Here is a 14,135-nt window from a genome sequence, read left to right on the forward strand (position 1 = left end):
CATGCGGGACCACGCCTGGACCAAGGCCATGCCGGGCGTCTTCGTGCTGCTGTGGAGCACCGGCTTCATCGGCGGTAAGTACGGCCTGCCCTATGCCGAGCCCTTCACCTTCCTGGTGCTGCGCTTCATCATCGTCATCGCGCTGCTGGGCGCGGTGGTGGCGGCCAGCCGCGCCAAGTTTCCCACCGATCCCAGACTGTGGCTGCATCTGGCCGTCTCGGGGCTCCTGGTCCACGCCATCTATCTGGGCGGCGTGTTCAGCGCCATCCATCACGGCGTGCCGTCGGGCATGGTCGCCCTGGTGGCCGGGTTGCAGCCGCTGCTGACCGCCGCCGTGGTCGGGCCCTTGCTGGGCGAGACGGTGGGGCCGCGCCAGTGGCTGGGCCTTGGTCTCGGACTGGTGGGCGTCGCCATGGTGCTGTCGACCCGCCTGACGGGAGTGAATTTCGACGGCTTCGGCTGGGACGGCATGGCCTTCGCCATCGCCGCCCTGCTGGCCATCACCGGCGGCACCTTGTACCAGAAGCGCTTTTGCACCGGCATGGACCTGCGCACCGGCACCCTGATCCAGTATCTGGCCGCCCTGGCGGCCCTGGCGCCCCTGGCGGTGGGGTTCGAGACCATGGTCATCCAGTGGACGGCTCACTTCGTGCTGGCGCTGGGCTGGCTGGTGCTGGTGCTGTCGCTGGGCGCCATCAGCCTGCTGATGACCCTGATCCGTCTGGGCGAGGCGGCCAAGGTGGCCAGCTTCTTCTATCTGGTGCCGCCGGTCACCGCCCTGCTGGCCTGGCTGCTGTTCGACGAGGTGCTGACTCCGCTGGCCCTGGCCGGAATGGCCGCCACCGCCATCGGCGTGGCCCTGGTGGTCCGCAAATAGGGTATCAGCCGACGACGATGTCCTCGGGCTTGCGGCCTGCCGCATGGCGCGCCCACGCGGTTTCATAGCCGCTTTCCAGATGGCGGGCGAAGCGGGCGGGGTCGAAGGCGGGGGAAGTCGGCAGTAATTCCATCAAACGGGCGCGCAAGGCCGACAGGCGCGGGCGGTCGCGGCCCAGTTCCACCACCAGCGCCTTGAAGGCGGCGGGGCTGTCGCTCGCCAGTTCCGGCAATCCCACCGCATGCAGCAGCGAGGCGGCGACCCGCGAGCCCAGGCGCGGCCCGGCCATGGTGACCAGCGGCACGCCCGTGCGCAAGGAATCGGCCGCCGTGGTATGGGCGCCGCAGACCAGGGCGTCCATGAACAGGTCGGCGGCGGGCAGGCGGGCCAGATGGTCGGCCCGGGGCAGGGACGGGGCCCAGATCAGCCGGGCGGGGTCGATGCCGGCCTGCCGCGCCACCTCTTCCAGACGATGACGGGCGGCTTCGGGCGGGGCCAGCTGCCACAGGACCGCGTCGGGCAATTCGGCCAGGATCTCCAGCCACAGGGAGAAGCTGGCGCGGTCCAGCTTGCGATGGCCGTTGAACGAGCACAGCACCAGCCGGTCCTCGGGCAGGCCCAATGCCGGCCGGGACGGCGGCGCAGCCGGTGGAAACCAGGTGAGGTTCGCTTGGTAAGTGTCTGGCAGAAAAATAAGTTTCTCGGCAAAATGCCCGCGGTGGGCCGGCGGCACCAGTACCGGATCGACGATGGCGTAATCCAGCCAGGGCGCGGCGGAACTGGCGGCGAGGCCCAGCCATACCGCCTGGACGGGAGCGGGACGCAGTGCTGCGATGCCGGGGCGGGCGTGGCGGGTGAATACCGACAGGTCCACCAGGACATGGACGCCGTCGGCGGCGATGCGCTCGGCGGCGGCGCGGTCGCCCATGGCGGACAGGTCGACGAAGGAATCGCAGTCCCGCGCCATGCGGGCCCGCCAGTCCGATCCGTCGTCGGGGCCCACCGAATAGGCCATGGGCCGCACCCGGTCGCGGTCATGGGCGGCGAAGATGTCGCCTGCCAGATGCATGGTGGCGTGCTCGCGGTAATCGGGCGAAAGGTAGCCCACCACCAAGGGCGGCTGCGATTTTGCGGCTGGGCGCACCACCGGCCGGATTTGTCCCGGCACCCGGAAGGCGACCTCCAGCCCGGCGATGCGGCGCAATTCCTCGCCCGTGAAGGGGTAGAACAGGGCGTCCTGGGTGGACAGCGGCAACTGCCCCTTGATCTCGCCCTTGGCGATGGCGGCGCGGATTTCGCCGAACAGCCGCTCCTCGTTGTCCCAATCGGCGGTCTCGCGGTAGGCCCGCATGAGGTGGCCCCTGGCCGGCGCCAAGGCGGGATTGATCTCCAGCGCCTTGGCGAGCGCCGCGATGGCTTCGGCGTGGCGGCCCAGGCGCAGCAGCACCTGGCCGCGCATGGCGTGGAGCTCGGCGATGCCCGGATGCAGGCGGGTTCCGGTGTCCAGGGCGGCCAGGGCCGCGTCGTTGTCGGGCGATGACACCAGCAGAATGGCGAGATTCATATGCCCGCCGGCGAAGGCGGGGGCGACCCGGGTCAGGCGGTGAAACGCCCCCGCCGCCTCGGCCATGCGGTTCAGCGCGCGCAGCGCATTGCCCAGCGCCAGCAGGCTTTCCGGGTCGTCGCCGGCGGCGAGGCGCTCGAGGATGGGCAGGGCTTCGGCGGCGCGGTCCAGCGCCAGCAGCCCCTTGGCCTTGCTGAACAGCGAGGGCGGATGGCCCGGCTGGGCGGCCAGGATGCGGTCGAGATGGGCCAAAGCCTCGGCATGGCGTCCGGCCATCAGCAGGAACAGCGCCAGATTGTAGCGCACCGGTATCGACGAGGGCGCCGAGCGGATCAGCCCGTCCAGGATGGCGATGGCCGGCTTCAGCTTGCCCGCCTGGGCCAGCTTGACCGCCTTCGCCATGTCTTGATCCATATTATTCATAGCCCTTCCATGCCCGCAAATGCCGGAGGCATCAAGCCGGAAAGACGTGGTGGGGGCGGGGAACCGTGCGCCAGGTGGCGGCGCGCTTCTCGAACCAGTGGTGGCGCACGGTGTGAAAAACGTCGCCGGTCCAGCCGCGGATCGCCACTTCCATGTGGTCGCAATCCAAGCGCAGCAGGCAATAGCCGTTGGAATCCTCGCGCAGCCGGGTGGAGCAGGCGGTGGTGGCCTGGACCAGCACCAGCGAGCGGCCGTGCTGGCCGTTGATCAACTCGACCCGGGCGTGGTGGACATGTCCCGTGAGCACCGCGTCGATGCCGTGCTCGACCAGCGCTTCGTAAGGATGGCCACCCGACGCGGTGGAGGGGGGGTGATGGAGGAACACCAGCTTGACGGCATCGGAGGATGCGCCATCCAGGGTGGATTCCAGATGGTCGAGATGGGCGCCTTTCAGCGCGCCGGACTTCCACCGCAGCGACCGGGTGCTGTCCAGACCGACCGCCACCAGGGATTCGTCCTGCCAGACCGGCATGGAATCGTGGCCGGGCAGATGCTTGTGAAACTTGGCGCGCGGCCGGAAGATCCGCTTCCACGGCCGGTAGAGCGGCTCCAGGTCGTGGTTGCCGGGAACCACCAGGGCGGGGGCGGGGCAGTGGGAGAGGAAGGCGCGGGCCTCGGCGAACTGGTGCGATCGCGCCCGCTGGGTGAGATCGCCCGAGACGATGACCAGATCGGGCCTCTGGTGCTGCAGGTCGTGCAGCAGCGCCGCCACCACCTTGGCATCGGTACGGCCGAAATGCAGGTCGGAGAGGTGGGCGACGGTCCTCATGCCGGCTCTCCCCGGTCGGGCATCAGCACCCGAAGCGCCCTGGGCCGGGCGCGGAACACCAGCGGCGCGTTCATCACCGTCACCTCGCCGTCCAGCGAGACCATCATGCGGCGCTTGCGGCTGGTGACGCGCACCTCCTCGGTGGTGAAGGTCTTGAGGCGCGGGCTGGCCCGCCAGTGGCCGATCACCGCCTCGACGAAGAGCCACAACAGCGACAGGCGGCCGGAACAGGCCGCCACGTGGATCACCAGCTTGCCGGTATCCAGCGCCTCGCGCGACAGGGGCAGGGGCTCTTCCCGCCAGGGATTGTTGGTGATGAACAGCATGGGGGTGGAGACGGTGACGGCGCCGTCGGGCAGGGCCAGCGTCACGTCGATGAGCGGGAAGCGGCGAAAGGCGCGCAGCGCCGCCAGCAGCATGGCACGGCCCTTGGGCCAGCCACCGCGCTGCATGTGGTCGCGGCGGCGCACCACCCAGGGGTGCATGCCCATGGAGGCCCAGATGGCGAAGGGCAGGCCGTTGACCTCGGCCAGATCGATATCGCGGGCCGTGGCGCCGGCCAGGATGCCGGCGGCCTCCACCGGATCGAGCGGCAACCCTAAGTCGCGGGCGAACAGGTTGAGCGTACCCAGCGGCAGGATGCCCAGCGGCTTGTCACGTCCCAGCCCGGCCAGGATGGCGGTGAGGATGGTGCCGTCGCCGCCGCCCACCACCACGCAATCCACATCGCGGCTTTCCGCCAGGATCGACAGGGTGCGGGCCAGTTCGCGCCGGCCGACGATCTCGACGCGGACCACGTGTCCGGCCCCGGCCATGGTGGCGGCGATGGCCGCCACCGTGGAATCCAGGGGCAGGCGCCGGAAGGTTCCGGCGGAACGGTTGATGACGAGGGCCAGTCTCATGCCTCGACTGCACGCCACCAGGGGCGACCTGTCAAGTCCCCGGCTCAGAAGATGGGCTTGTCGCCGAACACCAGGGTCTGGCCCTCGGGCAGGACGGCGCGGTCGCGGCCGCCGCGCTTGGCCTCGTACATGCGCTGGTCGGCCAGTTCGATGAGCTTCGGCCAGTCGGCGGCGCCGTCGGCCACGCGCTCGGCCACGCCGATGGAGGCGGTCATGGGGCTGCCGTCGGGGCGGGGGCCGAAGCCGCTGGTCCGCAGGCGTTCCATCAGGATCTTGGCGCCCTCGGCATTGGTGTCGGTCAGGATGGCGACGAATTCCTCGCCGCCCCAGCGCACCAGGACGTCGCCGCGCCGCAATCCCTGGCGCAGATTTTCGGCCAGGGTCTTCAGGGCCTTGTCGCCCTCCTCGTGGCCATAGGTGTCGTTGATGGACTTGAACTTGTCGAGATCGAAGAAGGCGATGGCCAGGGGGGTGTTGCGCATGGCCGACAGGCGGAACTGCAGGTCCAGCGCCTCGCCGCCCGAGCGTCTGGTATAAGCGCCGGTCAGGGTGTCGACCATGGCGCGGTTGACCAGGGCGGTGATGTAGTGCAGCTGGCTCATGCCCGAGAACATGGCCACGCCCATCACCAGCACCATCAGCCAGAACATGGGGCCGTGCACGTCCACCGACAGGGTCTGGCCGCCCATCAGCAGGCCGACCACCGCGAAGACGAAGGCGGGAGCCGAGAACAGCAGCACCTCGAAGGCGGTCAGCGGAAAGATCGCCAGGCCGGCCAGCACGATATTGGGCATCAGGGCGTAGAGCTTGGTGACCAGCAGGGCGACGCCGGTGACAGCCAGGTCCTCGGTCACCTTGATGGAGACCAGGTAGAACACCGGGGGCACCAGCAGCATGGCCATCAGCATGGAATCGGCCTGAATCCGGGTCTTGGTGATGTCCCACGGCCAGGCCAGCAACAGGAAGATCAGTCCCGAGCCCAGGCGCAGCGTGGTCATCATCGCCCATTGCGGCCAGGGAAAGACGAACCAGTCGATGACCGACCACAGGGGCACCATCACCGCGAAGATGGCGGCCACCAGCTGGATGCGCGAGATGATCACCGACGCCGCGTGGCGACGGATATGGGGGGAATGGCGCAGCGGCACCAGCAGGTCGAAGAACTGACCCCAGGTGATCTTGATGGGCGCGAACAGGTGGGCGGCGAAGGAGCGCCAGCCCTTGGGGCCTTCCCCATTCGCCTCGATCAGGTCGCTCTGCATCTGTCCGGAACCGTCCACCGCCCATACTCCCGCGCTCGTGAGTTCCCCTCTCACTCCGGGGCGGAGGGTATTGGAAAAACCCCATTTTGACAATGGTCAAGCATGGCAAATCCCGGTTGAAAAGCATTCATTCCAGCCGCATGCTCCTGAGGCAACGACGCGCCGCAAAGGCCGAAAACGGGCGATAATCGGGAGACCCAGATGTCCGCAGCCAATCCCTACAACACCCATCTCGACAAGAATCCGGCCAATTACGTGCCGCTGACGCCGCTGGGCTTTCTCGAGCGCGCGGCCTTCGTCTATCCCGACCGCGTTTCGGTGATTCACGGCGACCTGCGCTTCACCTGGAAGCAGACCTACGAGCGCTGCCGCCGCCTGGGTTCGGCCCTGGCGGCGCGGGGCATCGGGGTGGGCGATACCGTGGCGGTGATGGCGGCCAACACGCCGGCCGCCTATGAGGCGGCGTTCGGCGTGCCCATGACCGGCGGCGTGATCTGCGCGCTGAACATCCGCCTGGACGCCGAGGCCATCGCCTTCATGCTGCAACACGGCGAGGCCAAGGTTCTGCTCACCGACCGGGAATTCTCGCCGACCATCAAGAAGGCGCTGTCGCTTCTGGACAACAAGCCCATCGTCATCGACATCGACGACGCGGCCGTCACCACCGGCGAGCTGCTGGGCGAGATGGAGTACGAGGCGTTCATCGCCGGCGGCGATCCCGAATACGCCTGGGTCTGGCCGTCCGACGAGTGGGACGCCATCGCGCTCAACTACACCTCGGGCACGACCGGCAATCCCAAGGGCGTGGTCTATCACCATCGCGGCGCCTACATCAACGCCTTGGGCAATGTCGTCAACTGGGGGATGACGGGGCATCCGGTCTATCTGTGGACGCTGCCCATGTTCCATTGCAACGGCTGGTGCTTTCCCTGGACCCTGGCGGCCTTGGCCGGCACCAACGTCTGCCTGCGCCGGGTGGACGGCGGCCACATGTTCGCCGCCATCGAGAAGCACAAGGTCACCCATATGTGCGGCGCGCCCATCGTCATGGGCATGCTGATCAATGCCCCGGAAAAGGACCGCCGGCCGCTGCCCCATCCGGTGGAATTCATGACCGCCGCCGCTCCGCCGCCCGCCGCCGTCATCGGCCGGCTGGAATCCCAGGGCTTCAAGATCACCCACGTCTACGGCCTGACCGAGGTCTACGGCCCGGCCACCGTCTGCGCCTGGAAGGAGGAGTGGGACGAACTGCCGTTGGACGAGCGGGCCAAGATGAAGTCGCGCCAGGGGGTGCGCTACGTCAACGAGGAGGCGATGATGGTCGCCGACCCGGTGAGCCTGGTGCCGGTGCCCAAGGACGGCGCCACCATGGGCGAGGTATTCTATCGCGGCAACGTGGTGATGAAGGGCTACCTCAAGAATCCCTCGGCCACCCAGGAGGCGTTCTCGGGCGGCTGGTTCCACACCGGTGACCTGGGCGTCTGGCACGCCGACGGCTACATCGAGTTGAAGGACCGCTCCAAGGACATCATCATCTCGGGCGGCGAGAACATCTCGACCATCGAGGTCGAAGGCGTGCTCTACCAGCATCCGGCGGTGGGCGAGGCCGCCGTGGTGGCGCGGCCCGACGAGAAGTGGGGCGAGACGCCCTGCGCCTTCATCGGGCTGAAGGAGGGGGCGACGGCCACCTCGGACGAGATCATCGCCTTCTGCCGCCAGCGTCTTGCCCATTACAAGTGCCCGCGCACCGTGGTCTTCACCTCCCTGCCCAAGACCTCGACCGGCAAGGTCCAGAAATTCGTCCTGAGGGAAATGGCCAAGAAAATCGTCGATTGAGCCGCCCGGGGCGTGCGGTCGCCGTGTCGCACGCCCCGGTATGCCCGAAGTCAGATCAATCTCCTTTCGGTGTACATACCACACGCCGGTTTGACTGGTCCGACCAGTCGTGGCTATAGTTCGTTCGTGATGAACATCAAGATCCGCGACGATCAGGCAAGTCCCGCGAAGTCGAGCGTCCTGGCAATGATGCCGTCGACGGCGTCTCATCGCGGCCTTGCCGAGCGCTTGATCTGTCTTCACGACGAGATCAAGGGCGATGATTCTCTGGGAGGCCTCAGCCGCATCGCCATCGCGCTTTACGACGAGTCGTCGGACATCCTCAAGACCTTCATCCATTCCAGTGATGGCGAGAGTCCGCTTGATCATTCCACGGCCAGGCTGTCGGACATGCCGGGCCTCAAGCGTCTGGTCAGCATGGGCGGGCGGCGGACGCTGAACGATCTGGCCAAGGTCGCCGCCGCTGGACAGGACCACGCCGCACGCCTGGTGGCCGCCGGCTATCTGTCCAGCTACACCATGCCCATCCAGTCCAAGGGCGTGTTCTACGGCTTCCTGTTCCTCAATTCGTTCGAGGCGGGCTTCTTCACGCCGCAGGTTCTGCACCGCCTGCGGCCCTATGCCGAACTGATCGCACAGATCATCATGCGCGAGCTGGACACCGTGCGGATGATGCAGGCGGCGGTGAAGGTGATCCGCCAGGTCTCCACCGTGCGCGACGAGGAAACCGGCGCCCATCTGGCGCGCATGGCCCGCTATACCCGGGCCATCGCCTTGAAGCTGGCTCCCCGCATCGGCCTGACCGACGAATATGTGGAATATCTGTTCCAGTTCGCGCCGCTGCATGACCTGGGCAAGATTTCGGTGCCCGACCACATCCTGCTCAAGCCGGGACGGCTGACGCCCGAGGAATACAACGTCATGAAGGGCCATGTGGCCCGGGGCGTGGAGATCGTCGACCTGATGGTCGGCGACATGGGGCTGCAGTCGCTACCCCATTTCCATATGCTGCGCAATGTCATCGCCTATCATCACGAGGCCATGGACGGCAGCGGCTATCCCTATGGCCTGAAGGGAACCGACATTCCGCTCGAGGCCCGCATCGCCGCCGTGGCCGACGTGTTCGACGCGCTGACCTCGGCCAGGCCCTACAAGGAGCCGTGGACCAACGCCGCCGCCTTCGACCTGCTGAAGAGCCAGGCCGGGGTGAAGTTCGATCCCGATTGCGTCGCCGCCCTTATCGACAGCGTCGCCACGATCGGCGATATTCAGGCTCGGTTCGACGAGACGGTTTACGACTGATGCAAGTTCAGGCCCGCCTGCTGGCGCTGTTCGTTCTTTTGCTGGGAACGGGGGCGGCGGCGGCTGAATCCGGACGCGGCGACTGGTCCAAGGTGGGAGTCCCGGCCAATGGTCCGGCGTCGGTGATCGGCTCGCCCGCCGCCGGTTGCCTCAAAGGCGCCGTGGCGCTGGACGAGGACGAGCACGCCTTCCAGGTGTTGCGCCCCCAGCGCAACCGCAACTGGGGCCATCCCGCCACCATCCGTTTCGTCAAGGAGCTGGCCCAGGCGGCCAAGGGGGAGGGGATCGCCGGACCGCTGCTGATCGGCGACCTGGCGCAGCCGCGCGGCGGCCCCATGCCCGTCGGCCACGGCAGCCACCAGAACGGCCTGGACGTGGACATCTGGTTCCGCCTGCCGCCCAAGCCGCTGAGCCGTGCCGAGATCGAGGCGCCCAAGCCCGTTTCCATGGTCTACGGCACCGAGATCGACGCGGACCACTGGACCCCGGCCCAGGCCCGGTTGCTGGAACTGGCGGCCCGCGCCCCCCAGGTCGACCGCATCTTCGTCAATCCCGCCATCAAGCAGGCCATGTGCCGCGCCACGCCCGTCGGCGGCGACCGCGACTGGCTGCGCAAGCTGCGGCCCTGGTGGGGGCATGACGAGCACTTCCACGTGCGGCTGGCGTGCCCCGCCGACAGCCCGGATTGCGAACGCCAGAAGCCCATGCCGGACGGCGACGGCTGTGGCGAGGAACTGGCCTCGTGGTCGTCCAGACCCACCTGGCCGGCGCCATCACCCAAGCCCCATCACCAGTCCCGCCCGCTGCCCGAGGCCTGCGCCGGCTTGTTCCGCAAGGGGTAAGGCATTACTTCTCTTGCAAATGGCTGGCGAAGGGCGTAGAACCCCGCCACCAATCCGCACGCGGGATCGCGGCGGCGGCATGTCTTTGCCGTCCGTTCGCTCCGGTGCCGGGAGTTTTCCTGGCCACACCCGCGGAGGTTCAACCGGAGAAGCAAAGGACTTATCCAATGGCTCTGCCCACGTTCACCATGCGTCAGCTCGTCGAAGCCGGCGTCCATTTCGGTCACAACACCCGTCGCTGGAACCCGAAGATGGCTTCGTACCTCTTCGGCGTGCGCAACGGCATCCACATCATCGACCTGCAGCAGAGCGTGCCCATGCTGCACCGCGCCATGCAGGCGGTGCGCGACGTGACCGCCGGCGGCGGCCGCGTCCTGTTCGTCGGCACCAAGCACCAGGCTTCCGAAGTGGTCGCCGAGGCGGCCAAGCGCTGCGGCCAGTACTTCGTGAACCACCGCTGGCTGGGCGGCATGCTGACCAACTGGAAGACCATCTCCAACTCGATCCGCCGCCTGCGCGAGCTGGACGAGCAGCTGGCTTCCGGCGCCCTGGCCGGCCTGACCAAGAAGGAACAGCTGGTCCTGTCGCGCGAGAAGGAGAAGCTGGACCGCGCGCTGGGCGGCATCAAGGACATGGGCGGCCTGCCCGACATCCTGTTCATCATCGACACCAACAAGGAAGCCCTGGCCGTCCAGGAAGCCAACAAGCTGGGCATCCCGGTGGTGGCGATCATCGACTCCAATTGCGATCCGGCCGGCATCACCTATCCGATCCCCGGCAATGACGACGCCATCCGCGCCATTCAGACCTATTGCGATCTGATGTCGGGCGCCGTGCTGGACGGCATCCAGGCCGAGATCACCCGTGGCGGCGGCGACGTCGGCGCCTCGGCCGAGGCTCCGGTCGAGCAGATTCCGGAAGTGGTCGCCGAGGCGGCCGCCGAGGAAGCCGCCGCCCAGGCCTAAGCCTGCGGGATGAAGATAAGGATGGCGGCGGTTCAAGACCGCCGCCATTCGCTTGAGAACCAAACATCACATTCGTCGAGAGGGGAATACCCATGGCCGAGATTACCGCTTCGCTGGTCAAGGAACTGCGCGAGAAGACCGGCGCCGGCATGATGGACTGCAAGAAGGCGCTGGGCGAGACCGCCGGCGACGTCGAAGCCGCCATCGACTGGCTGCGCAAGAAGGGCCTGGCCGCCGCCGCCAAGAAGGCCGGCCGCGTCGCCGCCGAGGGTCTGGTCGGCATCGCCGCCGCCGGCAACAAGGGCGTGGCCGTCGAGGTCAACGCCGAGACCGACTTCGTCGCCCGCAACGACCAGTTCCAGGGCTTCGTCTCCGCCGTCGCCGCCGTGGCGCTGGACAAGGGCTCCGACGTCGACGCCATCAAGGCCGCCGCCTGCCCCGGCACCGACAAGACCGTCGCCGACCAGCTGACCCATCTGATCGCCACCATCGGCGAGAACATGTCGCTGCGCCGCGCCGTGCGTCTGGAAGTGTCGGCCGGCGTGGTGGCTTCCTACGTCCACACCTCCATCGCTCCCGGCCTGGGCAAGATCGGCTGTCTGGTGGCTCTCGAGTCCACCGGCAACGCCGACCGTCTGGCCGAGGTGGGCAAGCAGATCGCCATGCATGTGGCGGCCGCCAACCCGCAGTTCCTGGACCCCTCCGTGGTCGACACCTCGGCTCTCGACCGCGAGAAGGCCGTGCTGACCGAGCAGGCCCAGGCTTCGGGCAAGCCCGCCGCCGTCATCGAGAAGATGGTCGAGGGCCGCATCCGCAAGTACTACGAGGAAGTGTGCCTGACCGAGCAGGTCTACGTCATCGACCAGGAGAACAAGATCTCCAAGGTCGTCGAGAACCTGGCCAAGGAGCTGGGCACTCCTGTCAAGCTGACCGGCTTCGCCCGTTTCGCGCTGGGCGAGGGCATCGAGAAGGAAGTCTCCGACTTCGCTGCCGAGGTGGCCGCCCAGGCCGGCGCCAAGTCGGCCGGCTGATCCTTCCGGATCTTCGAAGGGCCGCTCCTTCCGAAAGGGGGGAGCGGCCTTTTTTCTCCCCATGGAGCCGGATGGTTTGAGGTGAATTCGCCTCAAAACTGAATCCGCCTCCATCTGGCTTGGCAGAGTGCGATAAATCGCACTCAAGGGGGGGAGACAGGCGGGTGGAATGGTGTATGATCGCCGCCGCCCGCGCCAAGCAGATTGGCAAGACTTTTCAGCCCGAGGATTCCATGGCCAGCGACGCCAAATTCCGCCGCGTTCTCCTCAAGATTTCGGGCGAAGGCCTGATGGGGACACGGGAGTACGGACTTGATCCCGAGACCGTCGACCGCATCGCCCGCGAGGTGAAGTCCGTCAGAGACCTCGGCGTCGAGGTCTGCGTCGTCATCGGCGGCGGCAACATCTTCCGCGGCGTCTCCGGCGCCTCCACCGGCATGGAGCGCGCCGCGGCCGACAACATGGGCATGCTGGCCACGGTCATCAATGCGCTGTCGGTGCAGAACGCCCTGGAGAAGGTGGGGGTCGAGACCCGCGTGCAGTCGGCCATCGTCATGCCCACCGTGTGCGAAGCCTTCATCCGCCGCCGCGCCATCCGTCATCTGGAAAAGGGCAGGGTGGTGATTTTCGCCGCCGGCACCGGCAACCCGTTCTTCACCACCGACACGGCGGCCGCGCTGCGCGCCGTGGAGATGGGCTGCGACGCCCTCCTGAAGGCCACCCAGGTGGACGGCGTTTATTCCGCCGATCCCAAGAAGGTCAAGGACGCCACCCGTTACGACCGTCTGACCTTCAACGAGGTCCTGGCCCGCGATCTTGCGGTCATGGACACCTCGGCCATCGCGCTGTGCCGCGAAAACAAGGTTCCCATCGTGGTGTTCGACCTGCACCGGCCCGGCGCTTTCGCCGAAACGGTCTCGGGACGCGGTCTGTTCACCATCATCGCCAACGACTGATAGCCTGAAAGGGGAGACGAAATTGTCCGCTCCGACCAACTGGAATGACCTCAAGAAGGATGTCACCCGGCGCATGGACAGTGCCGTCGAGGTGCTGAAGAAGGAATTCTCCGGCCTGCGTTCCGGCCGCGCGTCCACCAACCTGCTGGACCCGGTGGTGGTCGAGGCCTATGGCCAGACCATGCCGCTGTCCCAGTGCGGCACCGTCGGCGTCCCCGAGCCGCGCATGCTGACCGTGCAGGTGTGGGACAAGGGCCAGGTCAAGGCTGTCGAGAAGGCCATCCGCGACGCCGGGCTCGGCCTCAATCCCCAGGCCGACGGCCAGCTGATCCGCGTGCCGATTCCCCCGCTGAACGAGGAGCGCCGCAAGGAGCTCCAGAAGGTCGCCGGCAAGTATGCGGAACATGCCCGCGTCTCGGTGCGCAACGTCCGCCGCGATGGCATGGACAGCTTGAAGAAGATGGAAAAGGACGGCCACATCTCCGAAGACGAGATCAAGAAGCACGAGAAGGAAATCCAGACCATCACCGACAACACGGTGAAGTCCATCGACGAGCATCTGGTTCATAAGGAAAAGGAAATCATGCAGGTTTGAGGAGGCGAGGACCCGGTATGGAGCCCATGCTTTCCACCGCCGACCTGCCGCCGCCGCCGGTTCACGTTGCCATCATCATGGATGGCAACGGGCGCTGGGCGAAGGCGCGCGGCCTGCCGCGCACCGCCGGCCACAAGCGGGGCGCCGAAGCCGTGCGTCGCACGGTGGAGGCGGCGCGGGAGATGGGTGTTTCCTATCTGACCCTTTACGCCTTTTCCTCCGAGAACTGGAAGCGCCCGGCCGGCGAGGTCACCGACCTCATGGGCCTGCTGCGCCTTTACCTGCGCAACGAGGTCAACAACCTCCACAAGAACGGCATCCGCCTCAAGGTCATCGGCGACCGCAACCGCCTGGGCGCCGACATCGTCCGCCTGATCGAGGATTCCGAGGCCAAGACCGCCGGCAATACGGCGCTGACCCTGTTGCTGGCCCTGTCCTACGGCGGGCGCCAAGAGATCGTCGAGGCGGCGCGCTCCCTGGCCCGCGACGTGGCCGAGGGACGGATTTCTCCCGATTCCATCGACGAGGAGTCCATCAATGCCCGCCTGACCACCGCAGGCGTGCCCGATCCCGACCTGATCATCCGCACCAGCGGCGAACAGCGGATCAGCAATTTCCTGCTGTGGCAGGGCGCCTACGCCGAACTGGTGTTCCAGGATACCCTGTGGCCCGATTTCGGACGGAACGAACTGGAAGCGGCCATTCGCGACTTCCACGGGCGCGACCGTCGTTTCGGAACGGCCAGGTAGCC

At 67.2% G+C, this 14,135-nt stretch carries 13 protein-coding genes; 9 read left to right on the forward strand and 4 right to left on the reverse strand.

The features are described 5' to 3' along the window. Position 1: 1 nt before the first annotated feature. Entirely contained in the window at positions 2 to 877 is an 876-nt protein-coding gene (locus tag WV31_RS07250; protein ID WP_085372927.1) for a DMT family transporter, read from the forward strand. 4 nt (positions 878 to 881) lie between these two features. Here WV31_RS07250 and WV31_RS07255 read toward each other — a convergent pair whose 3' ends face one another. The 4 genes from WV31_RS07255 to WV31_RS07270 are packed head-to-tail and all read right to left on the reverse strand — an operon-like array spanning position 882 to position 5,875. Continuing rightward, positions 882 to 2,843 carry an O-linked N-acetylglucosamine transferase, SPINDLY family protein gene (locus WV31_RS07255; protein ID WP_237051534.1) on the reverse strand — a complete coding sequence of 654 codons (1,962 nt, stop codon included), beginning with the start codon at positions 2,841 to 2,843 and terminating at the stop codon, positions 882 to 884. A 52-nt stretch (positions 2,844 to 2,895) separates the two neighbouring features. After that, positions 2,896 to 3,693, reverse strand: a complete 798-nt coding sequence (locus tag WV31_RS07260) for a metallophosphoesterase family protein (RefSeq protein ID WP_085372929.1) — start codon at positions 3,691 to 3,693, stop codon at positions 2,896 to 2,898. Beyond that, the gene (gene mamU, locus WV31_RS07265) at positions 3,690 to 4,595 is read right to left on the reverse strand and encodes a lipid kinase MamU (protein ID WP_085372930.1); all 906 of its coding nucleotides are present in this window, start codon (positions 4,593 to 4,595) and stop codon (positions 3,690 to 3,692) included. Before mamU ends, WV31_RS07260 begins: the two co-directional genes overlap by 4 nt. A 44-nt stretch (positions 4,596 to 4,639) precedes the next feature. Beyond that, complete coding sequence (locus tag WV31_RS07270) at positions 4,640 to 5,875, reverse strand: GGDEF domain-containing protein (protein WP_145980775.1); 1,236 nt, start codon at positions 5,873 to 5,875, stop codon at positions 4,640 to 4,642. Positions 5,876 to 6,058: 183 nt separating this feature from the next. On the opposite strand from WV31_RS07270, the gene WV31_RS07275 reads away from it, so the two are divergent. The 8 genes from WV31_RS07275 to WV31_RS07310 all read left to right on the forward strand — a co-directional run bounded on the left by WV31_RS07275 (position 6,059) and on the right by WV31_RS07310 (position 14,133). Next, the gene (locus WV31_RS07275) at positions 6,059 to 7,693 is read left to right on the forward strand and encodes an acyl-CoA synthetase (RefSeq protein ID WP_085372932.1); all 1,635 of its coding nucleotides are present in this window, start codon (positions 6,059 to 6,061) and stop codon (positions 7,691 to 7,693) included. A gap of 129 nt (positions 7,694 to 7,822) precedes the next feature. Beyond that, entirely contained in the window at positions 7,823 to 8,995 is a 1,173-nt protein-coding gene (locus WV31_RS07280) for an HD-GYP domain-containing protein (RefSeq protein WP_237051586.1), read from the forward strand. Continuing rightward, positions 8,995 to 9,837, forward strand: a complete 843-nt coding sequence (gene mepA, locus WV31_RS07285; RefSeq protein WP_085372933.1) for a penicillin-insensitive murein endopeptidase — start codon at positions 8,995 to 8,997, stop codon at positions 9,835 to 9,837. Before WV31_RS07280 ends, mepA begins: the two co-directional genes overlap by 1 nt. 167 nt (positions 9,838 to 10,004) lie before the next feature. Beyond that, positions 10,005 to 10,802, forward strand: a complete 798-nt coding sequence (gene rpsB, locus WV31_RS07290) for a 30S ribosomal protein S2 (protein ID WP_085372934.1) — start codon at positions 10,005 to 10,007, stop codon at positions 10,800 to 10,802. Positions 10,803 to 10,894: 92 nt separating this feature from the next. After that, entirely contained in the window at positions 10,895 to 11,833 is a 939-nt protein-coding gene (tsf, locus tag WV31_RS07295; RefSeq protein WP_085372935.1) for a translation elongation factor Ts, read from the forward strand. A 233-nt stretch (positions 11,834 to 12,066) separates the two neighbouring features. Then, entirely contained in the window at positions 12,067 to 12,789 is a 723-nt protein-coding gene (gene pyrH, locus WV31_RS07300) for a UMP kinase (protein WP_068437874.1), read from the forward strand. Between the two features lie 22 nt (positions 12,790 to 12,811). Continuing rightward, positions 12,812 to 13,384 carry a ribosome recycling factor gene (gene frr, locus WV31_RS07305; protein ID WP_085372936.1) on the forward strand — a complete coding sequence of 191 codons (573 nt, stop codon included), beginning with the start codon at positions 12,812 to 12,814 and terminating at the stop codon, positions 13,382 to 13,384. A gap of 17 nt (positions 13,385 to 13,401) precedes the next feature. Next, a complete protein-coding gene (locus tag WV31_RS07310) occupies positions 13,402 to 14,133 on the forward strand; it encodes an isoprenyl transferase (RefSeq protein WP_085372937.1) in 732 nt (243 codons plus the stop codon). The last annotated feature ends 2 nt before the right edge of the window (positions 14,134 to 14,135 follow it).

The sequence above is a fragment of the Magnetospirillum sp. ME-1 genome (genome assembly GCF_002105535.1).
GTDB lineage: Bacteria > Pseudomonadota > Alphaproteobacteria > Rhodospirillales > Magnetospirillaceae > Phaeospirillum.

Bases quoted from the DNA above. Each gene is read 5' to 3' on its own strand.
- WV31_RS07250 (WP_085372927.1), top strand. From the start codon at position 2: ATGCGGGACCACGCCTGGACCAAGGCCATGCCGGGCGTCTTCGTGCTG.
- WV31_RS07255 (WP_237051534.1), bottom strand. From the start codon at position 2,843: ATGGCGAAGGCGGTCAAGCTGGCCCAGGCGGGCAAGCTGAAGCCGGCC.
- WV31_RS07260 (WP_085372929.1), bottom strand. From the start codon at position 3,693: ATGAGGACCGTCGCCCACCTCTCCGACCTGCATTTCGGCCGTACCGAT.
- mamU (WP_085372930.1), bottom strand. From the start codon at position 4,595: ATGAGACTGGCCCTCGTCATCAACCGTTCCGCCGGAACCTTCCGGCGC.
- WV31_RS07275 (WP_085372932.1), top strand. From the start codon at position 6,059: ATGTCCGCAGCCAATCCCTACAACACCCATCTCGACAAGAATCCGGCC.
- WV31_RS07280 (WP_237051586.1), top strand. From the start codon at position 7,823: ATGAACATCAAGATCCGCGACGATCAGGCAAGTCCCGCGAAGTCGAGC.
- mepA (WP_085372933.1), top strand. From the start codon at position 8,995: ATGCAAGTTCAGGCCCGCCTGCTGGCGCTGTTCGTTCTTTTGCTGGGA.
- rpsB (WP_085372934.1), top strand. From the start codon at position 10,005: ATGGCTCTGCCCACGTTCACCATGCGTCAGCTCGTCGAAGCCGGCGTC.
- tsf (WP_085372935.1), top strand. From the start codon at position 10,895: ATGGCCGAGATTACCGCTTCGCTGGTCAAGGAACTGCGCGAGAAGACC.
- pyrH (WP_068437874.1), top strand. From the start codon at position 12,067: ATGGCCAGCGACGCCAAATTCCGCCGCGTTCTCCTCAAGATTTCGGGC.
- WV31_RS07310 (WP_085372937.1), top strand. From the start codon at position 13,402: ATGGAGCCCATGCTTTCCACCGCCGACCTGCCGCCGCCGCCGGTTCAC.